Origin of the sequence: Lactonifactor sp. BIOML-A5, assembly GCF_009677585.1 — a bacterium.
Taxonomy (GTDB): Bacteria; Bacillota; Clostridia; order Lachnospirales; family Lachnospiraceae; genus Lactonifactor.
In genome coordinates this window covers 70,265-94,893 of sequence record NZ_WKYV01000011.1, presented here as the reverse complement: position 1 = coordinate 94,893, position 24,629 = coordinate 70,265, and the positions used below count along the sequence as shown (strand labels likewise).

25 protein-coding genes are annotated in these 24,629 nt (G+C 45.7%); 21 read left to right on the top strand and 4 right to left on the bottom strand.

Annotated features, from left to right (window positions below):
* Positions 1-62: 62 nt before the first annotated feature.
* The 3 genes from GKG41_RS10965 to GKG41_RS10955 all read right to left on the bottom strand — a co-directional run bounded on the left by GKG41_RS10965 (position 63) and on the right by GKG41_RS10955 (position 3,871).
* Entirely contained in the window at positions 63-1,568 is a 1,506-nt protein-coding gene (locus GKG41_RS10965) for an altronate dehydratase family protein (RefSeq protein WP_154258568.1), read from the bottom strand.
* 23 nt (positions 1,569-1,591) lie between these two features.
* Positions 1,592-3,067, bottom strand: coding sequence for a tagaturonate reductase (locus tag GKG41_RS10960; RefSeq protein WP_154258566.1), 1,476 nt, complete (start codon positions 3,065-3,067; stop codon positions 1,592-1,594).
* A 147-nt stretch (positions 3,068-3,214) separates the two neighbouring features.
* Entirely contained in the window at positions 3,215-3,871 is a 657-nt protein-coding gene (locus tag GKG41_RS10955) for a GntR family transcriptional regulator (protein WP_154258564.1), read from the bottom strand.
* A gap of 283 nt (positions 3,872-4,154) precedes the next feature.
* Between GKG41_RS10955 and GKG41_RS10950 the strand changes: the two genes are divergently transcribed.
* From GKG41_RS10950 to rpsA, 9 genes are all read left to right on the top strand, one after another.
* Complete coding sequence (locus tag GKG41_RS10950) at positions 4,155-5,174, top strand: zinc-binding alcohol dehydrogenase family protein (protein WP_154258562.1); 1,020 nt, start codon at positions 4,155-4,157, stop codon at positions 5,172-5,174.
* Between the two features lie 31 nt (positions 5,175-5,205).
* Entirely contained in the window at positions 5,206-6,570 is a 1,365-nt protein-coding gene (locus GKG41_RS10945) for a GntP family permease (RefSeq protein WP_154258560.1), read from the top strand.
* Between the two features lie 18 nt (positions 6,571-6,588).
* Complete coding sequence (locus GKG41_RS10940; protein ID WP_154258558.1) at positions 6,589-7,872, top strand: lactate racemase domain-containing protein; 1,284 nt, start codon at positions 6,589-6,591, stop codon at positions 7,870-7,872.
* A 109-nt stretch (positions 7,873-7,981) separates the two neighbouring features.
* Positions 7,982-9,181, top strand: coding sequence for a metallophosphoesterase (locus GKG41_RS10935; RefSeq protein ID WP_154258556.1), 1,200 nt, complete (start codon positions 7,982-7,984; stop codon positions 9,179-9,181).
* Positions 9,182-9,381: 200 nt separating this feature from the next.
* Positions 9,382-10,308: a MurR/RpiR family transcriptional regulator gene (locus tag GKG41_RS10930; RefSeq protein ID WP_072850867.1), complete on the top strand. Its 927-nt coding sequence runs from the start codon at positions 9,382-9,384 to the stop codon at positions 10,306-10,308.
* Positions 10,301-11,551 carry an NAD(P)/FAD-dependent oxidoreductase gene (locus GKG41_RS10925; protein ID WP_154258553.1) on the top strand — a complete coding sequence of 417 codons (1,251 nt, stop codon included), beginning with the start codon at positions 10,301-10,303 and terminating at the stop codon, positions 11,549-11,551. The genes GKG41_RS10930 and GKG41_RS10925 overlap by 8 nt, the downstream gene beginning before the upstream one ends.
* Positions 11,541-12,221, top strand: a complete 681-nt coding sequence (gene cmk / locus GKG41_RS10920; protein WP_154258551.1) for a (d)CMP kinase — start codon at positions 11,541-11,543, stop codon at positions 12,219-12,221. The genes GKG41_RS10925 and cmk overlap by 11 nt, the downstream gene beginning before the upstream one ends.
* Before the next feature lie 6 nt (positions 12,222-12,227).
* The gene (gene ispH / locus GKG41_RS10915; protein WP_154258549.1) at positions 12,228-13,076 is read left to right on the top strand and encodes a 4-hydroxy-3-methylbut-2-enyl diphosphate reductase; all 849 of its coding nucleotides are present in this window, start codon (positions 12,228-12,230) and stop codon (positions 13,074-13,076) included.
* The gene (gene rpsA / locus GKG41_RS10910) at positions 13,057-14,151 is read left to right on the top strand and encodes a 30S ribosomal protein S1 (RefSeq protein ID WP_154258547.1); all 1,095 of its coding nucleotides are present in this window, start codon (positions 13,057-13,059) and stop codon (positions 14,149-14,151) included. Before ispH ends, rpsA begins: the two co-directional genes overlap by 20 nt.
* 76 nt (positions 14,152-14,227) lie before the next feature.
* On the opposite strand, the gene GKG41_RS10905 is transcribed toward rpsA, so the two are convergent.
* Positions 14,228-15,253, bottom strand: coding sequence for a ribonuclease H-like domain-containing protein (locus tag GKG41_RS10905; RefSeq protein ID WP_154258545.1), 1,026 nt, complete (start codon positions 15,251-15,253; stop codon positions 14,228-14,230).
* 259 nt (positions 15,254-15,512) lie between these two features.
* Between GKG41_RS10905 and rsxC the strand changes: the two genes are divergently transcribed.
* From rsxC to GKG41_RS10845, 12 genes are all read left to right on the top strand, one after another.
* Positions 15,513-16,835, top strand: coding sequence for an electron transport complex subunit RsxC (gene rsxC / locus GKG41_RS10900; RefSeq protein WP_154258543.1), 1,323 nt, complete (start codon positions 15,513-15,515; stop codon positions 16,833-16,835).
* A 14-nt stretch (positions 16,836-16,849) separates the two neighbouring features.
* Entirely contained in the window at positions 16,850-17,803 is a 954-nt protein-coding gene (locus GKG41_RS10895) for an RnfABCDGE type electron transport complex subunit D (RefSeq protein WP_154258541.1), read from the top strand.
* On the top strand, positions 17,803-18,408 hold the full coding sequence (locus tag GKG41_RS10890) for an RnfABCDGE type electron transport complex subunit G (protein ID WP_154258539.1): 606 nt from the start codon (positions 17,803-17,805) through the stop codon (positions 18,406-18,408). Before GKG41_RS10895 ends, GKG41_RS10890 begins: the two co-directional genes overlap by 1 nt.
* A 2-nt stretch (positions 18,409-18,410) precedes the next feature.
* Entirely contained in the window at positions 18,411-19,109 is a 699-nt protein-coding gene (locus GKG41_RS10885) for an electron transport complex subunit E (protein WP_154258537.1), read from the top strand.
* 12 nt (positions 19,110-19,121) lie between these two features.
* Positions 19,122-19,712, top strand: coding sequence for an RnfABCDGE type electron transport complex subunit A (locus tag GKG41_RS10880; RefSeq protein WP_072850888.1), 591 nt, complete (start codon positions 19,122-19,124; stop codon positions 19,710-19,712).
* A 12-nt stretch (positions 19,713-19,724) separates the two neighbouring features.
* Positions 19,725-20,516, top strand: coding sequence for an RnfABCDGE type electron transport complex subunit B (locus tag GKG41_RS10875; protein WP_154258535.1), 792 nt, complete (start codon positions 19,725-19,727; stop codon positions 20,514-20,516).
* Positions 20,513-21,508, top strand: a complete 996-nt coding sequence (locus tag GKG41_RS10870) for an FAD:protein FMN transferase (RefSeq protein WP_154258533.1) — start codon at positions 20,513-20,515, stop codon at positions 21,506-21,508. Before GKG41_RS10875 ends, GKG41_RS10870 begins: the two co-directional genes overlap by 4 nt.
* A 93-nt stretch (positions 21,509-21,601) precedes the next feature.
* Entirely contained in the window at positions 21,602-21,961 is a 360-nt protein-coding gene (locus tag GKG41_RS10865; RefSeq protein ID WP_226903551.1) for a NusG domain II-containing protein, read from the top strand.
* Positions 21,962-21,977: 16 nt separating this feature from the next.
* Positions 21,978-22,466 (top strand): Gx transporter family protein, encoded by a 489-nt coding sequence (locus GKG41_RS10860; RefSeq protein WP_226903550.1) that lies wholly within the window; start codon positions 21,978-21,980, stop codon positions 22,464-22,466.
* Between the two features lie 42 nt (positions 22,467-22,508).
* Positions 22,509-23,123, top strand: a complete 615-nt coding sequence (gene ruvA / locus GKG41_RS10855) for a Holliday junction branch migration protein RuvA (RefSeq protein WP_154258530.1) — start codon at positions 22,509-22,511, stop codon at positions 23,121-23,123.
* Positions 23,124-23,141: 18 nt separating this feature from the next.
* Positions 23,142-24,137: a Holliday junction branch migration DNA helicase RuvB gene (gene ruvB / locus GKG41_RS10850; protein WP_154258528.1), complete on the top strand. Its 996-nt coding sequence runs from the start codon at positions 23,142-23,144 to the stop codon at positions 24,135-24,137.
* A gap of 70 nt (positions 24,138-24,207) precedes the next feature.
* On the top strand, positions 24,208-24,615 hold the full coding sequence (locus GKG41_RS10845) for a cell division protein ZapA (protein WP_072850902.1): 408 nt from the start codon (positions 24,208-24,210) through the stop codon (positions 24,613-24,615).
* Positions 24,616-24,629 lie beyond the last annotated feature (14 nt).

The following is a 24,629-nucleotide window of genomic DNA, read 5'->3' as shown; positions in this document are numbered from 1 at the left end:
GTCTGCAACCCTCCCCTTGCCGACTATATAACCTCGAGCTTCATATACACAAAACTATTATTTTACAGAATAACCCCATCCCGAAACACAGAGATCTCTTTATACCCATAGATCTCATTCTGTGTTTTCACTTCCCCGGATGCTACCTTCAGGAGATATGAGAAGAAATCCTCTGTGACTTCCTCAAAGGTTTTCCCTTCTAAAAGCTGACCGGCGTTGTAGTCGATCCAGTGCTTTTTTCGCAGATAGAGGGGAGTGTTGGAGGAGATTTTAACTGTTGGTACAGGGGTGCCGAAGGGGTTTCCTCTGCCGGTGGTAAAGAGTACCATTTGGGCGCCGCTGGCAACCAGATTGGTGCAGGAAACTTGATCGTTGCCTGGGCCGGTGAGGAGGTTCAGACCGTGTGTTTCTACCGACTGGCCGTAGTCCAGCACACCTACCACCGGTGCCTGGCCGCCTTTTTGGGTGCAGCCCAATGACTTTTCCTCCAGGGAAGAGATACCGCCCTTTTTATTTCCGGGGGAGGGATTTTCGTAGATGGTTTGCTTGTATTTGGTGAAGTATTGTTTGAAATCGTTGATTAGCTTTACTTCATCCTGAAAAACCTCCTCCGATACTGCCCGCTCCATCAGCAGGGTCTCAGCGCCGAACATTTCAGGCACCTCGGTAAGCACTGCACTTCCCCCGCAGCGGACTAGCTTGTCTGTGATACGGCCGCAGAGGGCGTTGGCTGTGATGCCTGAAAATGCGTCAGATCCCCCGCACTTGAATCCAACGACTAACTTCTCTGCGGATACTTTTTCTCTTTTTATGGAAGAGACGTACTCCGTCAGTTCTTTCAGAAGCTGCATCCCCTCCTCGTATTCATCCTCTGCCTCCTGGGTTACCAGGAACTTTACTCTGTTGGGATCCAGATCGCCCAGCACAGGTTTAAATACATCCAGATTATTGTTTTCACACCCCAGGCTCAGGACCAGGACTCCTCCGGCGTTGGGGTGTTGGATCAGGCCCTTGAGAATCTGCTGAGTTCGTTCAAAATCTTCGGTAAGCTGGCTGCAGCCCATGTTATGGGTATAGGCAAAGATACCATCTGTCCGCTGTCCAAAGGCCTTATTTGCCTCTTTGGCCAGAAGGGACGCAGTGGTATTCACACAGCCCACGGTTGGAATGATCCAGATTTCATTGCGGATGCCGGCCTTTCCGTCCGGCCGCAGGTATCCCTGGAAGAAGGCATTTTCCTTTGGGGCAGAAAAGCTGTTCAGGCATGTTTGATTCGGTGTATAGGTATAGTCCAGAATTCCGTCCAGGTTCGTCTTTAAGTTCTGGGTATGAATATGCTGGCCCTTTCGGATCGTATACAGGGCATGCCCGATGGGGTGCCCGTACTTAATAATGTTTTGTCCTTCCGGGATGTCAGTAAGCGCTGCTTTGTGGCCGAAGGGGACGGGATCTGTCAGAGTAACAGTGGTATCTCCCGCGCGGCAGACTGTCCCTGCAGGCAAGTCTGCAAGGGCAACTGCCACATTATCCTCCCGGGCAATTTGAATCAGATGCTGTGTTTCCTTCATATGTTCATGTATCCTTTCCTGTATTATTTTATCAGATCCGCTGCAATAGAACGAATATCTTTGTGTTCCATATCTGCCAGATAACCGGCAACTTTTTCCTCCAGGCCTTCCACTTTAGTCAAATCTCTTCCGCTCCAGAAAGAGGTGTGAGAGAGGGCCTGACGGGCAACCATAGATGTATCATTGGAAGACCAGATGTTATGGAAGAATTCCAGCACTTCTTTGTCATCCTTGATCTGATATTCAGTGCCGTCGTCTCTGATTCCGAAGTAGCCTTCCTCCCTCATTTCTCCCTGATAAAACTTAAGAAAAGCTGCCAGTGAAAAGCTGAGGCAGTCTGGAACTTGTCCTTTGGCTTCCACATAACCAAGGAGTGAGGGCAGACATCTGGCGTTGAATTTGGAGCAGGAATTCAGTGAAATATCCAGCAGTTTGTGTTTAATATAAGGATTGGAGAAACGGTCTGAGACAGCTTCTGCAAAGGCTTCCAGCTCTTCCCGGGGCAGATCCACCAAGGTAGGAATCACTTCCTCATAAATCACTTTCTGGAGGAAGGAGCGGAACACTTCATCCTTCATGAAATCCAGGACAAAGGAGTGGCCTGCCAGATAAGCAGCCAGAACCGTGGAAGTGTGACCGCCGTTCAGAATGCGTACTTTTCTTTTCTTATAAGGAGTCACATCTCTGGTCCATATAACATTTGCATCCGTTTTATGAATGGGAAGTTTTTCGGCCCATGTCTCATCTCCCTGAATCACCCACAGATGAAAGAGCTCACTGGTAACTATAATATTGTCTTTCCATCCCAGCTTGGCTTCAAAATAGTCTATCTGGTCTCTTGGATAACCGGTGACAATGCGGTCTACCAGTGTATTGGTGAATTCATTGGCTGTGCAGACCCAGTGGATAAAGGCCTCCTCCAATTCCCACTCTGCGGCATACTGCAGGACGATACGTTTTAGCTCGTCCCCATTGTTATCAATCAACTCCACGGGGAGGAAGAGAAGTCCTTTCTCCTGATCACCTCCGAACGCTTTGTATCTTTCGTAGAGAAAAGCAGTGATCTTAGCGGGAAAGGAGGAAGGCGGGGTATCTGTGAGCTTATCTCCGGCTTTGTAGGCAATCCCTGCTTCTGTAGTATTTGAAACAATGACTTCCAGGTCAGCACTACGTGCAAGGGCCATAAGAGCCTCATAGTCTTTGTAGGGGTTCAGGCAGCGGGAGACAGAAGTGATTTGTTCAATTCTCTCCAAAGGCTCTCCATTTTCGATTCCCCGCATAGCCAGTGAATACACACCCTCCTGTGCGTTAATCATATCCGCCATTCCTTGGTCGATGGGCTGGCAGAGAACAATGCTGCCTTCATAGATTCCATCACGGTTTGCTTTGTCAATCATCCAATCCACAAAGGCTCTCAGAAAATTACCTTCCCCGAACTGCAGGATTCTTTCCGGGTAATTTCCATATACTTTTTTAACTGTTTTGTTAATGAATTCCATTTTTTTATCCTCCGGATTATATTCTTTATTAATTTTAGTTGTATTATAACAGATGTATCCTTTGTTGTATACAACAAAAATAAAAAAACATCCGATTTGTAAAAATATCATAAAATCGAATGTCTTTTTTGTGCAGTTTGATATGGTTTAGAGATAGCTGTTGCCTTCCAGAAAGGCCTGGAAAGCAGAAGCGCGGGAATTTGTAAGATGGTCAGTCATGGCCTGGGCGGCCTTTTCATAATTTTTATTGCGGAGCCACTCCAAAATCTGAAAATGCTCCTCCACGGTATCCAAAAGTCTTTTGTCATTTGCCCGTCCGCTGATAATTCGCAGCCTGCAGTTTTGGTTGTGTATATTATAGTAGGTCTGTACCAAATATCGGTTGATGCACTGGGATATAATTGTTTCATGAAACTCATTGTCTAAATCATAGATATCTTTTCTTTTTGAGACAATTCCTTTTTGCGTTTCCTCCAGAGTAGCGTATAGACGCTCTAACTTATCTGCAGGAAAATCTTTACAATAATTTAACAGTACATAGGGCTCAATGAGCAGACGGCCTTCAAATACCATATTGATTTCATTTGCTGACAGTGGGGCAACAAAAAACCCCTTTTTTGGGACAATTGTAATCAGGTATTCCTGTTCCAAACGGCTTAGAGCGTCCCGGATGGGGGTACGGCTTACACCGAATTCTTCACACAGGAGATCCTCGTTTAAAAATGAATTGGGCATGTATTCACAGTTTAATATTTTCTCTTTAATAGAGTTATAGGCAATTTGTTTCAGACTTTGTTTTGGCATAAATATCGGCAGTTCCTTTCTGTTGTATGGCGTAAAATATTGATAAAATAATCATATCATTCCAGAAAATATTAGTCAATCAGCAGTTCAAACTGCTGAATCAGGTAAAACTATACAAATCAAAACGCTGATATTCGTTAGAAATATACATAATATCAGGATAAAGAAAAAAACTGTCGGAGAGCGGTTGACAAATATGACAGGCCTGTGATATGTTGTATACAACAACAAATACAACATTAGATTCAACATCCTTAGTTGTATTGAGAAAGGAATTAGAAAGATGAAAGCTATTGTAATTAATGAACCCCATGATGTAGCTGTTGTGGAGAGACCTCTGCCGGTAATAAAGCCTGGGGAGGCGCTGCTGAAAATTTTATACGGCGGAATCTGCGGAAGTGACTTGGGTTCCTACAGAGGAACCTTTGCATACGTATCTTACCCAAGAACTCCGGGCCATGAGTTTTCTGCGGAGATTGTAGAGATTGGACCTAACGACAGGGGATTAAAACCTGGCATGGTAGTTACCTGTAATCCCTATTTTAACTGTGAGACCTGTTATTCCTGTCAACGGGGTCTGGTAAACTGCTGTACTACCAATCAGACCATGGGCGTGCAGCGGGAGGGGGCGTTTGCCCAGTACATAACAATGCCTGTTGAGCGAATTTATGACGGCAAAGGGCTGCCTGCCAAAACTTTAGCATTGATCGAACCCTTCTGCATCAGTTATCATGGAGTTTCAAGAGCTCATGTGCAGAGACAAGACAAGGTACTGGTTATCGGTGCGGGAACCATAGGTGTTCTGGCTGCTGTGGCTGCCAAGATAAAGGGGGCGGAGGTTTATATTGCCGATGTGGCTGAGGAAAAACTGCGATATGCCATGGAGGAGTTCCACCTGGACGGTACCATTCTCAATGACGGTCCCGATAGCTTTAAGGAAAAAATCCGAGAGGTGACAGAGGGCAATGGCTTTGACGTAGCAATAGAGGCGGTAGGGCTTCCGTCCACCTTCCAGGCTTGTATAGACGCAGCGGCTTTTGGAGGAAAAGTAGTCCTCATCGGAGTTGGCAAACAGAATCTTGATTTTGACTTTACTGTAATTCAGAAGAAAGAACTGAATATTTTCGGTTCCAGAAATGCTTTGAAAAAAGATTTTGAAGAGCTGATTGATATTGTGAAAAGCGGTAAGGTAAATTTGGAAAAGATAGTGACGGATACCTACAGATTCGAAGATGCCGGGAGAGCATTTGAAGAATTTGATAAACATGCCGGAAGCAAATTAAAGGTTGTTATTGAATTTTAAATAAAAAGAAGATATATTGGAGGAGAAATTTATGTCACATTCAGCTTGGTTATTTTGTTCCCTGATTATCTCCATGGTGGTTATCCTGGTGTTAATCCTGAAGGTAAAACTCAATGCGGCTATTTCACTGGTGCTGGGGAGTATTCTTATGGGACTGTTATCCGGCATCTCTATGGTAGATACCATAGAGGGAATTAATACAGGATTTGGAAACATGCTGAAGGGTATGGGCCTTCCTATCGGATTCGGTATTATCCTTGGGGAGCTTGTGAGTGCATCCGGGGGAGCCAAAATCATTGCCCACAAGATTGTAAAGGCATTTCCCAAAACAAAGGCCATCTATGCCATAGGACTTGCGGCATTTATCCTGGCAATTCCTGTTTATTTTGATGTAACCTTCGTGATTCTGATTCCCATTGGCGTTGCGCTGATGAAGGAGATCAACAAATCAATTGCTCACATTGTAGGTGCCATCACCATCGGCGCGGCAGCTGCCCACACCATGGTGCCCCCCACACCTGCCCCTCTGGCTGCAGGTGAGATCTTTGGCTTCGACACAGGAATTATGATTGGTTTTGGTACAGTATTTGGTCTGATCGGTGTATTTTTAGTGATATTTATTTATACAAAATTTTTGGACAAGAAGACGACATTCTGGAATCCGGCTTTGGATGAGTCTGCAGAGGGTGTGCAGATAGATGCAAAAGAAGATGCTGCAGTGAATCCTCCTTCTTTTGGCCTGTCATTGCTTCCCATTTTTGTGCCTATTATTTTAATTCTTCTGAATACTGTAACCGGAAGCGCTATGGGGGATGCTCAGCCGTCTATTTTTGTCTTCCTGGGAGACAAAACTACTGCTCTTCTTGCAGGAGCCATAGTGGCATACCTTATCGGGGTAAAATGTATGGGAAAAGAGAAAGCAGAAAAAACGGCTACAGATTCTCTCTCTTCAGCAGGTATTGTATTCCTTATAACCGGCGCGGGCGGAGCTTTTTCCAATATTATAACAATTACCGGTGTCAGTGACGCTATCTCTGATATTGTAAGCGGTTTTACAAGCAATGTATTTGTAGTAATTATCCTTGCATACTTCGTTGGTCTTCTGATTAAGCAGGTAACCGGATCCGGCACTGTGTCAGCTCTTACCAGTATGACGATTATGTCGAGCGTAGCCTCTTCCGTGGCACTGCCGCCGGTTATGATCGCTATGGCCTGTCTGGCAGGTACTCTGTTCGGAGCAACGGTAAATGACAGCGGCTTCTGGATTGTCACGAATATGAGTGGCGTCTCAGTAAAGGGCGGTATTAAGACATACACACTGTCAGAAATGATAGAATCCGTAACATTTTTAATCCTTCTGTTACTTGTAACCTTAGGATATGTAATAATTTTTTAGTTAGGAGAGTTGTACAGTATGCGGGACAGACAGTTAGTGGCAGATTTGGTGAGCGATATAGCTCTGCCGAAAATGTTTAAGGTAAAACAAGTTTTTCCGAGGCCGAGGATTGAACCGGAAGAGATTCCGGACATTATCCGAAAGCTTCTTTCTCAGAAAAAATTTGCTGATAAAGTACAGCCTGGGATGCGTATTGCTATTACCGCGGGTTCCAGGGGAATTGCCAATGTGGCATTGACCACAAAATGTATTGCTGATTTTGTGAAATACAGAGGTGCCCGGCCATTTATCGTACCGGCCATGGGCAGTCACGGAGGTGCCACGGCTGAGGGACAGAAGGCTGTGCTGGAAAGTTATGGCATTACGGAGGAAGCTATGGGGTGCCCTATTCTTTCGTCTATGGAAGTGAAGAAGATTGGTGTCAATGAAGAGGGAATGGATGTATTTATTGATAAGTATGCAGCAGAGGCAGACGGGATTATCCTTGGATGCAGGATCAAACCACATACTGCATTTCGGGGTCCTTATGAAAGCGGTATTATGAAGATGATGGCCATCGGACTGGGAAAGCAGCATGGAGCGGAGGTCTGCCACGAGGCAGGATTCAAAAATATGGCCAAATATGTTCCTATGTTCGGAAGAGCAATTATTAAAAACGCACCAATTCTGTTTGCCGTCCCCACCATTGAGAATGCTTTTGACGAGACATGTAAAATTGTAGCAGTCAGTGCAGAGGAGATTGCGGAAAAAGAGCCTCCGCTGCTTCAGGAAGCATTTGCCAATATGCCAAGAATACTGGTGGATGAATGTGATGTTTTGGTAGTGGATCAGATCGGCAAGAATTTTAGTGGAGACGGTATGGATCCCAATATTACGGGAACCTTCTGTACACCCTACGCGACCGGCGGAATCAAAGCCCAGAGAGTTTGTGTGCTGGATCTGAGCCCTGAAACCCACGGGAACGGTATCGGACTGGGGTATTCCAGCGCAACAACCAAAAGAGTTTTTGAGAAGCTGGATCTGGCTTCTATGTATCCCAATGCAATTACCTGCACAGTGTTGGGCGGTGTGAGAATTCCCATTATTATGGAAAGCGACAGGGAAGCTATTCAGGTGTGTGTGCGAACCTGCAATGAGATTGACAAGAAGCATGCCAGAATCGTCAGGATTCCTAACAGCTTACATATTGAACATATTATGCTCTCTGAGGCATATTACGAGGAGGCTAAGAAAAATCCGGATCTGATAATCGAGAGTGAACCGGAGTATCTTCCCTTTGACTCAGATGGAAATCTCTGGTAAATAATAACTATATATAATATAGAAGGTATCTGTAAAGAACACAGTTCATACAGATGCCTTTTTTTCTGATTTTATGTTACAATCATAAAAAGAAAGGGGAGTGAAGGTTTTGCTGGCATTTTTACTGGCTCCGCTGTATTTTTTGATAAATTGGTATGTACTGCGGCTGGCGATGAGATGGATGGGAGCATGTCATAAATATTTCCAGTCGAAATGGTTTTGCAGGGGATTTGTGGGCGCATATCTGTTTATGGCGCTGACGCCTCTGACCTCCTTCATAGTCCATAAGGGGGTGCTTCACAGGCTATTAAAGCTGCTGAATAATTACTGGCTGGGGATCTTTCTCTATACCCTGCTGGTGCTTTTTGGGGCCGGCTTGACGCGTATTTTGCTGAAAAGGACAAAAAGGATCTCTCAGGATTTCCTGGAGTACAGAAAAACCTTTGCAGCGGCAGGCGGAATCTGTGTTTTTCTTATCACATTGCTGAGCATATACGGCATTTTTCACGCCAGGTATATACACACTGCCAAATATGCGGTGGAGATACAAAAAGAATGCTGGGGACGGGAGGACCTCCGCATAATAGTAGCCGGGGATCTGCATCTGGGGTACAGTGTAGGCGAAGAGCAGATGAGAAGGATGGTGGAGGCAATCAATGCCTGCGACGGAGATCTTGTCTGTCTGACAGGGGATATATTCGATAATGAGTACAATGCCATTTCTCATCCGGAAAGGATCGCCTCGGTTTTGAGAGAGATCAAAAGCACTTATGGAGTATATGCATGCTGGGGGAATCACGATCTGAATGAAAAGCTGCTGGCAGGATTCTCTTTTCCATCCGGAGAAGTCAGAAAGGAAGATCCCAGAATGAAAGAATTCCTGGAGGCTGCGGATATTACGCTGCTCTCTGATGAGGTGCTGCTGGTGGACGATGCCTTCTGCCTGGCAGGAAGAAAAGATCCCTCCATGGTGAAAAAGATGAGGGAGAGCAGAGAATCTCCGGAGGAACTGCTTGGGAATCTGAATAAGGACATCCCAGTTATAGTGATGGACCATCAGCCTTCCCAACTGGAGGAACTGGCAGAGGCTGGGGCAGATCTGGATTTATCCGGTCATACCCATGACGGGCAGATGTTTCCCGGAAATCTTACGGTAAGGCTGGGATGGAAGAACCCCTGCGGCCTGCTGCAGGTGGGAGATATGACATCTATTGTCACCTCGGGAGTGGGGGTATGGGGACCGGCTATGCGTGTGGGAACAGAAAGTGAAATTGTAGAAATTCTTGTGCATTTTACAGAAAATCCTTAGAACGCAGGGATATACAGGGGATTTTAAACAAAATCCAAAGTGGCAGATTTAAATTCACCCGCTTTTGTGATATAATGAGCGTTAGCGAACCATAGGGAGCTTTGCTCACTTTTAGCGAGCGGGGAATGGCGATCATGCCGAAGGCATGATATAATGCCGGCAGTGACTCCTGAGGGAGCCAAAAAGGATCGAGGTATGAAATGGGAAAGACAGAGAATTTATTAAGCAGAATGAACAGCCTGTTCCCGTCTTTCAGCAAGGGACAGAAAAAGCTGGCAACTTATATCAATGACAACTATGACAAGGCGGTGTTTCTTACGGCTGCAAAGCTTGGGGAAGTCGTGGGAGTAAGTGAGTCCACAGTTGTGCGTTTCGCAATCTATCTGGGTTACAAGGGGTATCCTGAGTTTCAGAAAGCGTTGGAAGAGCTTGTGAGAAACAAATTGAACTCTATCCAGAGAATGGAGGTCACTTACGGAAAGGTCCCTCAGTCAGAGATACTGGAAACGGTGCTGCAGTCAGATATTGATAAGATTAAGCTGACCCTGGAGCATATGGATCAGGAGGCTTTTGAGATAGCTGTAGATACTATTTTAAAAGCGAAAAGGATCTATATTGTGGGAATCAGAAGCTGTGCCCCGCTGGCAAGCTTTTTAAGCTTTTATCTTAACTTGATTTTCGACAATGTACATCTCCTTCAGACAAACAGTGCCAGTGAGCTGTTTGAACAGATGATCCGAATCGATGAAAAGGATGTTATCATTGGTATCAGTTTTCCAAGATATTCTATGCGGACACTGAAGGCAATGGAGTTCGCCAACAAGCGCAGTGCCAAAGTGATAACGCTCACAGACAGTATCCACTCACCTATGAACCTGTATTCCTCCTGTAATCTTATAGCGAGAAGTGATATGGCATCCATTGTGGACTCTCTGGTGGCGCCTCTGAGTGTAGTGAATGCGCTGGTTGTGGCACTTTGTATGAAAAAGCAGAAAGAGGTAGTGTCTACGCTGGAATCCCTGGAAGAAATCTGGGATGAATTCCAGGTATATAACAATGATGAAATTAATCTGGCAGATAACAATATTGAAATAAAGAATCCTAATATGGGAGAGAATAATGTCTAAAGTATTAATTGTAGGCGGCGGGGCAGCGGGGATGTTTGCTTCTGTGTTTGCCGCTAAACATGGTCATGAGGTACATGTATTTGAAAAAAATGAGAAACTGGGCAAAAAGCTTTATATCACAGGAAAGGGCAGATGCAATCTGACAAATGCCTGTGATGTCAGCGAACTTTTGAACGCGGTGATGAGTAATCCAAAGTTTCTGTACAGCGCATTTTATGGGTATACCAATTGGGATACCATTGATTTCTTTGAATCTATCGGGGTGAAGACCAAGGTGGAACGGGGAAATCGTGTCTTTCCTGTTTCCGATCATTCGTCAGAAATAATCGGTGCCATGGAGCGCAGAATGAAGATGGAGGGAGTTAAGATTCACCTGGGAACGCAGGTGATGGATCTTGTGACAGAAGGGGGACAGGCCAGAGGGATTCTGCTTAAAAACGGGCAGGTAATCTCTGGTGACTGTGTGATAATCGCTACGGGAGGGTTCTCTTATCAGGCTACAGGTTCTACGGGAGACGGATACGAATTTGCGAAACGGGCTGGCCACAAGGTGACAGAGCTGGTTCCCTCGCTGGTGCCTATGGAGACGAAAGAAGCCTATATTCCCCTTCTTCAGGGGCTTTCTCTGAAAAATGTTACGCTGACCATAAAGGACGGGAAGAAGACCTTGTACGAGGAGTTCGGGGAGATGATGTTTACACACTTCGGTGTCACAGGTCCCCTGGTGCTTACCGCCAGCGCCAGTCTGAGCAGAAAACTGGAAAAAAAGCCGCTCCAGGGATATGTGGATCTGAAGCCGGCTCTGTCCAGAGAACAGTTGGATGACAGGATCCTGAGAGATTTTGAAGAGGGGAAGAATAAACAATTTAAAAACGTAATTCACGGCCTTTTACCGGCGAAGTTTCTTCCCGTGATCATTGAGCTGAGCAAAATCCCCCCGGAAAAGAAGATACATGAGATCTCCAGGGAAGAGCGGGCGGGACTTCTGGAATTGCTGAAAGCCTTTCCGTTTACCATAACCGGGACCAGAGATTTTAACGAAGCTATTATTACAAAAGGCGGGATCAAGGTTTCTGAGGTAAATCCATCGACTATGGAGTCAAAACTAATAAAGAGGCTCTTTTTTATAGGTGAAGTGCTGGACCTGGATGCTGTTACAGGTGGATTTAATCTGCAGATCGCCTGGTCTACCGCTTACGCGGCGGCTCAGGCAATAGAAGGAGGAGAACAAGATGAGAGATAACATCGCTATTGATGGTCCGGCGGGGGCCGGAAAAAGTACCATTGCAAAGGAAATTGCCCGACAATTGTCCTTCGTTTATGTGGACACAGGAGCTATGTACCGGGCAATGGCTTACTATCTCCTGCAGCAGGGTATTCCTCCGGAGGATGCCCTGGGGATGGAAAAAGCCTGCCGTACGGCGGATATTACCATACAGTACGAAAACGGCGAACAGCAGGTGATTCTGAATCATGAGAATGTGACCGCAAGGCTAAGAAGTGAAGAGGTAGGGAATATGGCCTCTGTAAGCTCTGCCAACCCGGCTATCCGCAGGAAGCTGGTGGAACTGCAGCAGCAGATGGCAAGAAGTACAAATGTAGTTATGGACGGCAGGGACATCGGGACCCAGGTGCTTCCGGATGCCAATGTCAAAATCTATCTCACGGCAAGCACTCACACCAGGGCTATGCGCAGATACAAAGAATTGACAGAGAAGGGAATTGCCTGCGATATTCATGCAATTGAGGCTGACATTAATGAGAGGGATCGCCGGGATATGACTCGTGAAATATCTCCCCTGAGACAGGCTGAGGATGCTGTTTTGGTGGACACTTCAGATCTGGATATTCCTGAAGTAATACATGCAATTCTAGAAATATATGAAGCAAAAAAACAGAAAAATGAGAAATGAGGAAGTATGGAAGTAAAAGTAGCGAAGTCCGCAGGGTTTTGTTTTGGAGTCAAAAGAGCGGTGGAAACTGCGTATAAAGAGTCTGAAAAGGACGGAAAAGTCTATACCTACGGTCCGATCATTCACAATGAAGAGGTGGTGAGAGAGCTTGCCGGCAGAGGGGTAAGGATACTGGAGACGGAAGAAGAGCTGTATCAGATCCGGGAGGGAACTGTCCTGATCCGCTCTCACGGTGTCCCCCGTGCTGTGTGTGAGAGAATGGAGAAAAACGGGATTTCCTATATTGACGCCACCTGTCCTTTTGTTAAAAAGATACACAGAATAGTAGATGAGGAAAGCCGACAAGGCCGGCATATATTGATTTTTGGCAATGACAGCCATCCGGAAGTGGAAGGGATCAAGGGCTGGTGCAACGGCCCGGTGACAGTGATCCAGACGAAAGAAGAGGCCCTGGAATTCCTGAAAAAGCCTGTAGAAAAGCTGTGTATCGTGGCACAGACGACATTTAATTACAATAATTTTCAAGATCTAGTTGAAATTTTTAGCAAAAAGAGGTATGATAGACTTGTTTTTAATACGATCTGCCAGGCAACAAAGGAGCGACAAACGGAAGCCAGACAGATCGCAAAAGATGTGGATGCTATGATTGTTATTGGTGGAAAGCATAGTTCCAACACCCAGAAGCTATACCAGATATGTAAAGAGGAATGTAAAAATACTTACTATATACAGACACTTGTTGACTTGGATTCTGATTGTTTTCGATCCATTGGTTGCGTAGGTATTACAGCAGGGGCATCCACCCCAAATAATATTATTGAGGAGGTTCAAGAACATGTCAGAACTGAGCTTTGAACAAATGTTAGACGAATCATTTAAGACCATCAGAAATGGAGAGGTGGTAGAGGGTACGATCATCGACGTAAAAGAAGATGAAATTATCCTGAACATCGGCTATAAAGCAGATGGAATCATTTCCAGAAGTGAATATACAAATGAGCCGAATGTAGACTTGACAACTCTTGTACATGTCGGTGACACAATGGAAGCTAAGGTATTAAAGGTCAATGACGGTGAGGGCCAGGTGCTGCTTACCTATAAGAGACTGGCAGCAGAAAAAGGCAACAAGAGATTAGAAGAAGCATTCGAGAACAAGGAAATCTTAAAAGCTAAAGTGACACAGGTATTGGACGGAGGCTTAAGCGTTGTAATTGATGAGGCAAGAATTTTTATCCCAGCCAGTCTGGTATCTGATACTTATGAAAAAGACTTATCTAAATATGCAGATCAGGAAATCGAATTTGTAATCAGTGAATTTAACCCAAGACGCCGCCGTATCATCGGTGACAGAAAGCAGCTGTTAATGGCAGAAAAAGCTGAGATGCAGAAAGAACTTTTTGCCAGAATTCAGCCGGGTGATGTAGTAGAGGGAACCATCAAAAACGTAACAGATTTCGGTGCGTTTATCGATCTGGGCGGTGCGGACGGACTCCTGCACATTTCCGAAATGTCCTGGGGCAGAGTAGAGAATCCTAAAAAAGTCTTTACTGTAGGAGACCAGATTAAGGTTCTTATCAAAGACATCAACGGAGATAAAATTGCTCTAAGCCTGAAATTTGAAGATCAGAATCCATGGCTTACAGCAGCTGACAAATATGCAGTGGGAAATGTAATTGAGGGAAGAATTGCACGTATGACCGATTTCGGTGCTTTCGTAGAGTTAGAACCCGGTGTAGACGCACTTCTTCACGTATCTCAGATTTCCAGGGAACATGTGGATAAACCATCCGATGTACTGTCCGTAGGACAGATTATCACCGCAAAAGTGGTAGACTTCAACGGAGACGAGAGAAAAATCAGCCTGAGTATGAAGGTGTTAGAACCAGTTGGGGAAGCACCGGCAGAGGATGCGGTTGATACAGAAGAATAATTGAGAGATGGAAGAGCTGTTGCTGAGAGGCGGCAGCTCTTTTCTGTCTCCTCCCACAGCTTATTAAACCCATACTTCACATCTCCAAAACCCCCAAGACTCCTCTCACATACCGCAAGAGCTTTTTTGGATCTTCCAGAAACTCCTCTGTACACTCGAATTTCTGATAACAGAGCTCAGGTGTTGCCTTTATCCGGTGTTCTTTGTCTACATAACATCCAATGCTTTTATGTATTGCAGTATCTTCCAATGGCAGATAATAATAATCTTGGTAATTCGGAAAATACAGTTTTAATGTTCCGTCTTTCACCGGAGATTTTATGCGTGCCTGCCGGTCTTTTCCCGTGAGATAGTAGTCTGCTTTGGAAACGGAGAAAGGGAAGGGGAGAGGTACATGCAGGTCCAGGGTAATCAGCAGTTCCGGTTCTTCTGTACCTTCGTAAGTCTCTGTGGATATTATGCTGGCTTTCCGGATGGTCCAGCTGCCGTTCAGGAGCTGAAAGAAAGAGAACAGAGGCCTGAGCCCGATCATTCCCATCAGGTCATCATAGTTGTGGAGTAGTATGAGCTCCAACAGTTCCGGGGTGGGATTTTTAAGATATTCCTTATATTTTTGAATGAGTTCTTTTCCGGAAAAGGTATCCTTTCTCGGGTAGGACAGGAGAGACTCCAGGTCTTTCTGACGCATATTTTCCAGCTTGAAAAGCTTTTTTAAAGGTATAAATTTTTGATAAAGATCCAGCTGCTTTTTGTCAGTAAAGGGGTGGGAAAGCTGGTAAAAATTGTACTTTTGTTTCAGATAAGGCACATCAAAACTGGTACCGTTATAGTGGATAAAATAGGATTTTCTGTCGGCCAGAAGATAAAAATCCATGAGGATTTCTTTCTCCTCATCCTCTGTCTCAGCGAACCATTGAGTCAGGGTCCAGCGGCTGTTTTTATAGTGAACCGCGCCTATCAGATAGACGACGGAACGCTTCCATCCAAGGCCTGTGGTCTCTATATCAAAGAAAAGAACCTGATCGGCGGATTTTACTTCCAGTGGAAAGCCGGTAAGAAAAGTATGAGATAAATTTGTCAGGACTATATTTTTTTTAAACATATAATACAAACTCCTTTCCGATTGCACTTATTATAACATTAAACATGAATAAAAATTGAATAAAAAATATAGTATTTTTTATAGTATTCTTTATAAAAAAGTGGTATTATTGTGAAAGGAGTTTGGCTTTCTCCTTGTTAAATTAAAAACAAATCAAAATTTAATGATGCCCCTAAGGCACTTTCAACAAATTAAGCAAATTAGGAGTATATGTAGTTTAAAAGCCAAGAAGATTCTACTAATTGAAGGAGGGAAAGAAATGGGGCTTTTAACCTTTAAGGGTGGAGTTCATCCTTATGACGGAAAAGAACTGTCAAAAGAAAAGCCAATTCAGGCCGTACTTCCCAAGGGAGAGTTGGTGTATCCGCTTTCACAGCACATCGGGGCTCCGGCAAAGCCTGTGGTGGAAAAAGGAGAACGGGTATTGGTAGGCCAGAAAATTGCGGAAGCAGGCGGATTTGTGTCTGCACCTATTCACGCATCGGTTTCAGGTACTGTGAAAACCATTGAGCCGCGTCTGACTACAAGCGGGGCTATGGTAAATGCCATAGTGATTGAAAACGACGACCAGTATGAGACGGTTGAATACCATCCTGCAGAATCACTGGAATCTCTCACAAAGGAAGAGATTCTGAAGCGGATTCAGGAGGGCGGAGTCGTAGGCATGGGTGGAGCCGGATTCCCCACACATGTGAAGCTATCCCCCAAAGAGCCGGATAAAATAGAATATGTTCTTGTCAACGGTGCAGAGTGTGAGCCGTATCTTACTTCTGACTACCGGAGAATACTGGAAGAGCCGGAAAAAGTAGTGGGCGGTTTGAAATGTATGCTGAAACTGTTTGACAATGCCCAGGGATTTATATGCATTGAGGATAATAAGCCGGACTGCATCAAAAAGATGGAAGAAATGGTGAAAAATGAATCCAGGATTCAGGTTAAACCTCTGCAGACCAAGTACCCCCAGGGTGCTGAGCGCTGTTTGATTAATGCAACCACAGGCAGAGAGATTAATTCCTCTATGCTTCCGGCCGACGCGGGCTGTGTGGTTGACAATATAGATACGGTCGTGGCTATCTATAAATCGGTAATGCTTGGACAGCCGCTGATACACCGTATTGTTACCGTGACAGGGAATGCAATTGCCAACCCCTGTAACTTTTCCGTATGTACCGGTACTTCAATGGAGTGCCTGATTGAAGAAGCGGGAGGATTAAAAGAAGCTCCCAAAAAGGTGATTGCCGGCGGCCCTATGATGGGGATGACGCTGTTTCATCTGAATGTTCCTACTGTGAAGACATCCGGGGCAATCCTTTGTCTGACCAATGATGATGTCTCTGAACAGCCTGAGACGGCCTGCATAAACTGCGGACGCTGCGTCAGCGCCTGTCCGGAGAGGCTTCTGCCGTCCAGACTGGCGACTTTTGCCAACCACAACCAGCTGGATATGTTTGAGGCATATGATGGAGTGGAGTGTGTGGAATGCGGCTGCTGCAGTTACATATGCCCGGCAAAACGTCCTCTGACCCAGTCCATCAGGTCTATGAGAAAAATTGCGCTTGCGAACCGTAAGAAACCTAAGTAGGAGGAAAGAAAAGTATGAATGAATTATTACACGTATCATCTTCGCCTCACGTTAGGTCAAAGGTGAACACAAGTAATATTATGCTGATGGTTGTCATAGCATTGATGCCGGCAACGATCTTTGGAATTATAAACTTTGGACCAAAAGCACTGCTGCTGGTTCTCATATCCGTAGCTACCTGTGTACTTTCCGAGGGCATCTACGAACATTTCATGCACAAACCGGTAACGGTCAGGGACTACAGTGCAGTGATTACAGGCCTTCTTCTGGCGCTGAACCTTCCGGTCGGCGTTCCCTGGTGGATGCCGATCATCGGCGGGGTATTTGCTATCATTATTGTAAAACAGCTGTTTGGGGGACTGGGACAGAATTTTATGAACCCGGCTCTTGCGGGAAGATGTTTCCTGCTTATCTCATTTACTGGTCTGATGACGGATTTCAGTGTGGAGAAAGGTGCCTGGGGACTGGTGGATACCGTATCCGGAGCTACTCCTCTTGCTGCAGTGAAAGCAGGAGAAAGTGTCGATGTAATGAGAATGTTTCTGGGGAATACCCAGGGAACCATTGGTGAGACCTCAGTGATTGCTATTCTCATAGGCGCGGTTTTCCTTCTGGCAGTGAAGGTGATTGACCTTCGGATCCCTCTCACTTACATAGTTACCTTCCTGGTGTTTATTATCCTGTTCGGCGGACATGGATTTGACCTGGAATTTATCGGAGCTCATCTGTGCGGCGGCGGGCTGATGCTGGGAGCATGGTTTATGGCTACTGACTACGTGACAACGCCGATCACGAAAAAAGGACAGATTGTATATGGTATCATCCTTGGTATTCTGACTGGCCTGTTCCGTATATTCGGCGGCTCTGCAGAGGGTGTTTCTTATGCGATTATATTCAGCAACCTTCTGATTCCTATCATTGAGAGGTTTACCCGTCCTACAGCTTTTGGAAAGGGAGGTAAGAAATAATGAAAAATATTGTAAAAGATACATTAGCTCTTACTCTGATTACATTAGTGGCAGGGCTTTTGCTGGGATTAGTACACGAGATTACCGCTGAGCCCATTGCCCAGCAGGAGGAAACTGCAAAAATTGAGGCTTATAGAGCTGTCTTTGAAGAAGCGGATACTTTTGAACCCGTGATATCTGAAGAGGACCCAAAGCTGCAGGCTTTTCTGGCGGAAAAAGGATATGCCGCCCAGACAGTCAATGAAGTGATGGAAGCAGTAGATGCCGACGGAAACAGTCTGGGTTATGCCTTTAATATTACAACCTCAGAGGGATACGGCGGTGATATCACCTTTTCCCTGGGTGTGAAAGAGGATGGTACTACCAATGGCATTTCCATTTTGACCATCAGCGAGACTGCCGGTCTTGGTATGAATGCCACGAAGGATGAATTCAAAAATCAGTTTAAGGATAAACAGGTGGATTCTTTTGAAGTGACAAAAACAGGGGCGGCGGCTGACAATGAGATTGATGCGCTAAGCGGTGCCACCATAACCAGCAAAGCTGTAACCAGAGGTGTCAATGCCGGTCTTCTGGCTTTCCAATATGAGAAAGGGGGTAACTAAGAATGAAACCAAATTCACCGGGAGAACGTCTCTATAACGGTATTATTAAAGAAAACCCAACCTTTGTATTGGTGTTAGGAATGTGTCCCACCCTGGCGGTTACAACAGCGGCCATGAACGGACTGGGAATGGGACTTACGACTACAGTGATTCTTACCATGTCAAACTTGTTCATCTCCCTTCTCCGGAATGTGATTCCCGACAAGGTGAGAATGCCTGCTTACATTGTAGTGGTGGCATCCTTTGTAACCATGGTGCAGTTTTTGCTTCAGGGCTTTATACCATCTCTGTATGACGCACTTGGAATCTATATCCCCCTGATTGTAGTAAACTGTATTATTCTGGGAAGAGCAGAGTCATACGCCTCTAAAAACGGCGTGGTTTCCTCTATCTTTGACGGTATAGGAATGGGGCTGGGCTTTACTGTTTCTATCACTATTTTAGGGGCGTTCCGTGAACTGATAGGAACCGGACAGATTTTTGGTCTGCAGATTATGCCTGACAGCTATGTGCCCGTAACTATTTTTATCCTGGCTCCCGGAGCCTTCTTTGTGCTTGCTATGCTGGCAGCTGTCCGCAATAAAGTAATGGACGGGAAACCCAAGAAAGAGTACAGTATGCACAGCTGTATCGAGGGCTGTGAGGCCTGCGGCAATAAATCCTGCGGCGGAAGAGTTTCATCTGCCAAAGAGAAAGAATAGGGGGTAGGTACCGTGGAAGCATTAAAAGAGTTATTAATCATTGGAATTGGTGCGGCAGTCGTAAATAATGTTGTATTGAGTCAGTTCCTGGGCCTGTGTCCGTTCTTCGGAGTATCGAAAAAGATAGACACAGCTGCGGGTATGGGGGGAGCGGTAGTTTTTGTTATTACCCTGGCCTCCTTTGTTACCAGTATTATTTATAAATATATTCTGGCCAATGAAGCCATTCACATGGAATACATGCAGACCATTGTGTTTATTCTGGTAATCGCGGCACTGGTACAGTTCGTTGAAATGTTCCTGAAAAAATCAGTTCCGTCCCTGTATAACAGTCTGGGAGTCTATCTTCCTTTGATTACTACAAACTGTGCGGTGCTCGGCGTTGCTATCATCAATGTACAGAAAGAGTATAATGTGCTGGAAGGAACCATCAATGGGTTTGCCACTGCTGTGGGATTCACCATTGCCATTGTATTAATGGCGGGACTGCGTGAGAAGATGGAATACAATGATATTCCAAAGGCTTTCCAGGGATTTCCGAGTGTGCTTTTGACTGCCGGACTTATGGCTATCGCATTCTTCGGATTCTCCGGAATTATATAAGGAGGAGAGACGATGATACAAGGTATTATTATTGCGGCAGTATTAGTAGGCGGAACAGGCCTTTTTATCGGAATCTTCCTGGGAATTGCAGGCAAGAAATTTGCCGTTGAGGTTGACGAAAAGGAAATCGCCATAAGAGAAGAACTGCCTGGAAATAACTGCGGCGGCTGCGGATTCCCTGGCTGTGACGGTTTGGCCAAGGCAATTGCTTCGGGGGAGGCGCCTGTGAATGCCTGCCCGGTAGGCGGGGCGCCTGTTGCTGCCAAGATTGGTGCTATATTAGGCCAGGATGCAGGGGAAGCTGTTCACAGAGTGGCTTTCGTGAAATGTGCCGGTGACTGTGAGAAAACAACAAAAAGTTATCAGTATACAGGGGTGGAAGACTGTACGATGATGCAGTTCATCCCGGGCGGGGGAGAAAAAGCCTGCAAATATGGGTGTCTGGGCTATGGAAGCTGTGTAAAGGCCTGTCCTTTTGATGCTGTTCATATAGTAAACGGCATTGCTGTGGTAGATAAGGAGGCATGCAAGGCCTGCGGGAAATGTGTGGATGCTTGTCCAAAACACCTGATTGAGCTGGTTCCCTATGATCAGAAGTACTTAGTGGCCTGCAGTTCCAAGGACAAAGGCAAAGCAGTTATGAATGCATGTAAGGTAGGCTGTATTGCCTGCAAAAAGTGTGAAAAAGATTGTCCGGCAGGGGCAATAACGGTTACAGATAATATAGCACATATTGACTATGAAAAATGTACCAATTGCGGCAAGTGCAAAGATTCTTGCCCGAGATTAGGAATTATACAATGAAAAGAATAAGTTGTCTGGTTATGGCTGCAGTCGTTTTCGTCTGCAGCCTGACTGGTTGCAGAGAACAAGATACCCTGGTGAGCAAGCAGGGTTTTTATTTTGATACAGTAATTAAAATCAGTATATCTGGAAAAGGCAAAAAAGAGTCGGAGAAGATTCTGGACCAATGCATGGCCCTTTGTCAGAAGTATGAGAATATCTTCAGCCGTACCAGAGAAGACAGCGAGGTGTATCAGATTAATCACAGAAGCACCGGCAGCGTGAAAGTGTCAGAGGATGTGCAAAGGCTGATTACAGCAGCTATGGAATATTATAAACTGTCAGATGGAAAGTTTGATATTACCGTTGCTCCCCTGGAGGATCTGTGGGACTTCACAGGAGAGAATCCCCGGGTTCCTTCTCCGGATGAGATTCAGGAAGCTCTGGATAAGGTGGGAATGTCCGGAATATCTCTGGAGGGAGATACTCTTACTTTTGAAAATGATGCAGCTATGATTGATCTGGGAGCGCTTGCAAAAGGCTATATTGCAGATCGTCTGAAGGAGTTTTTAGGAGAACAGGGAGTGTCAAAAGGGGTGATTAATCTGGGAGGAAATGTACTGACCCTGGGGAAAAAGAGTGACGGTTCGCCGTGGAAAGTAGGCATTCAGAAACCTTTTGCCGACAGAAACGAGCTTCTTGCAGTTGTGGAGGCAGACGGCCGGTCAGTGGTTTCTTCCGGTACTTATGAGCGTTACTTTGAGGAAAATAATAAGCGTTACCATCATGTGCTGGATCCTGCCACCGGCTATCCGGTGGAAAATAGTCTTACCCAGGTAACCATCCTATCTGACAGCTCCTTACAGGGAGACGGTCTCAGCACCAGCTGTCTGCTTTTGGGATATGAGAAGGGAAGAGAACTGGCAGAAAGCCTGGAGGGCGTGGAGGCTGCCTTTGTTTTGGAGGATGGAACTATTCGTACAACAGAAGGGATGAAACTGACAGAACAATAGACGGATATTTTTGCAATCACGTCTTTTTTATGGTATACTCTTTCAAGCATCCTGCATTAGCAATAGTGGATACTTTCCGGGAGGTGCCTGAATGTGAAGAAAAAAGATTTGATTCTGATAGGAGTTATTCTGCTTGCGGCGGCAGCCTGCTGGGCCGGATTCAGGATGTTTGGAGAACAGAAAGGGAATATGCTGGTGATAACCGTAGACGGAGAGGTATACGGCACTTACGATCTATCTGTCGATCAGGAGATTATAATCGGTTCTACCAACCGATGCGAGATAAAAGATGGTGCGGCAAGGATGACAGAGGCTGACTGCCCGGACCAGCTCTGCCGAAAGCAGAAGAGTATTGACGCTTCCGGCGGTACGATTGTGTGTCTTCCCAACAAAGTGGTTTTGGAAATCTACCGGAACGGGGAGGATGAGCAGGCAGATACTATAGCCCAGTGAGGAGTGGAAGACAGAGGTGAGACAAAAGACAGCGTGGATGGGTCTTATGGCGGCGATTGCCATTATATTCGGATACATAGAGACGCTTCTTCCGATATTCACCGGAATACCGGGGATTAAGCTGGGACTTGCCAATCTGGTAACTGTGTTTATGCTCTATGTATTTACATGGAAAGAAGCCGCTGTGATTGCTACCATACGTATTCTGGTCATAGGCTTTCTATTTGGAAGTCTGTTCAGTATTCTGTTCAGCCTGGCCGGAGGATATCTGAGCCTAATGGTCATGGCATGGATGAAGAAGGTTCCCGGACTCAGTGTGATAGGTGTGAGTATTGCCGGGGGTGTGACTCATAATATCGGACAGATTCTGGTAGCAGTTCTGGTGGTAGAAAATATAAAATTGTTTTATTATGTGCCTGTATTGCTGGTGGCGGGTCTGGTAACCGGGCTGCTGATCGGAATTGTAGGCCAGATGCTAATAAGGCGCCTGAAGCCTTTGCTTTAACGTACGGCAGACGGCCCTGGCATACTTTAGGCAGGAGGAAATATGATAGCGTTTATTAAAGGTGAAGTGATTGAGATTCAGGAAAATAAAATTATTCTGGAGAGCAGTCAGATAGGATATAATATCTTTATGCCGGGTTCCACACTGGATGGAATGCTGCATCCTGGGGACAAGGTGAAAATATACACGTATCTGAATGTCCGTGAGGATGCTATGCAGCTGTATGGTTTCCTGACAAAGGATGATTTGAATACCTTTCAGCTTTTGCTGGGAGTTAATGGAATAGGGCCGAAGGGTGCCCTTGGTATTCTGTCGGGAATCACAGCGGATGAGCTGAGATTCGCTGTGCTGTCAGATGATGCGGCCACCATAGCAAAGGCACCGGGAATCGGAAAAAAGACGGCTCAGAAGCTGATATTGGAACTGAAGGACAAGCTGAATCTGGAAGATGCCTTTGAACAGAAGCTAAGCAGCCGTCAGATGGACCACGGGGAGAATCCCGGGAGCAGTGACGCCTCAAAAGAGGCAGTGCAGGCATTGGTTGCTCTGGGATATTCCGGCACAGATGCCCTGAGGGCTGTAAAACTGGTAGAAGGTGCCAGGGAGATGAGTGTGGAGGAGATCCTGAAACAGTCTCTGAAGAAAATGCACATATAATAGAAGTAGGATGGTAGCATGGAAAAAAGAATTATAACCACAGATGTAACAGAAGAAGACCTGCCTGTAGAGGGCAGCCTCCGCCCTCAGACACTGGACGAATATATTGGCCAGGAAAAGACAAAAAAGAATCTGAAGGTTTATATAAAAGCAGCCAGACAGCGGGGGGATGCCTTGGATCACGTACTCTTTTATGGACCGCCGGGTCTTGGAAAGACCACCCTGGCAGGAATTATTGCCAATGAAATGGGGGTTCATATGAAAGTAACATCCGGACCGGCTATTGAAAAACCCGGAGAGATGGCGGCAATCCTGAATAACCTTCAGGAGGGGGATGTACTCTTCATTGATGAGATACACAGACTGAACCGGCAGGTGGAGGAAGTCCTCTATCCGGCCATGGAGGATTATGCCATTGACATCATGATTGGAAAAGGTGCCACTGCCCGATCCATCCGTCTGGATCTTCCCCAATTTACCCTGGTGGGCGCGACTACCAGGGCAGGACTTCTCACCGCACCCCTGAGAGACCGGTTCGGGGTGGTGCACCGTCTGGAATTCTACAGCGTGGGTGAGCTTAAGACGATTATTATCCGCTCGGCAGAAGTGCTTGGAGTGGAGATAGACGATAAGGGAGCGGAAGAGATGGCACGCAGGTCCAGAGGAACCCCCCGTCTTGCCAACCGGCTGCTGAAACGGGTCCGAGATTTTGCACAGGTGAAATACGACGGAAGAATTACAGAAGAGGTGGCAAATTTTGCGCTTAATCTGCTGGAGGTGGATCGGTATGGGCTTGACCAGGCGGATCGGACCATTCTTACTACTGTGATTGTCAAATTCCAGGGAGGACCTGTGGGTCTGGATACTCTGGCTGCGTCTATTGGTGAGGATGCGGGAACCCTTGAGGATGTGTATGAGCCTTACCTGATTCAGAACGGCTTTTTGTCCCGCACACCGAGGGGAAGGATAGCCACAGAGCTGGCCTATCATCATCTGGGGATCGCACAGCCCTGATAAAAAGGGTTGTTTTTCTGCAGAATTCGATTATAATAGACATATGAGAAAATAGGTGGGAGGACCCGAGATGGCAGTAAAAAATACGACGCAGGTGTTAATCGGAGGAAAGATTATTACCCTGAGCGGTTATGAAAGTGAAGAGTATTTACAGAAGGTGGCGTCCTATATTAATAATAAAATTGCAGAGCTGAGTCAGCTGCCGGGATACAACCGGCAGTCTGTGGAGACAAAGCATACACTGTTAAGCTTGAATGTCACAGATGATTATTTTAAAGCAAAAAGGCAGGCTGAGGTGTTTGAAGAGGATCTGCAGGGCAAAGATAAAGAAGTATATGATCTGAGGCACGAGATGGCACTGCTTCAGGTGAGACTAGAGAATGCTGTGAATGAGCTGAATGAACTGAAGGATAAGAATCATAAGCTGTCCGGTCAGGTGGAAGAGCTGGAAAAAGAAGTAAATGAATTATTATCATAGAGGAAGGGGGATTG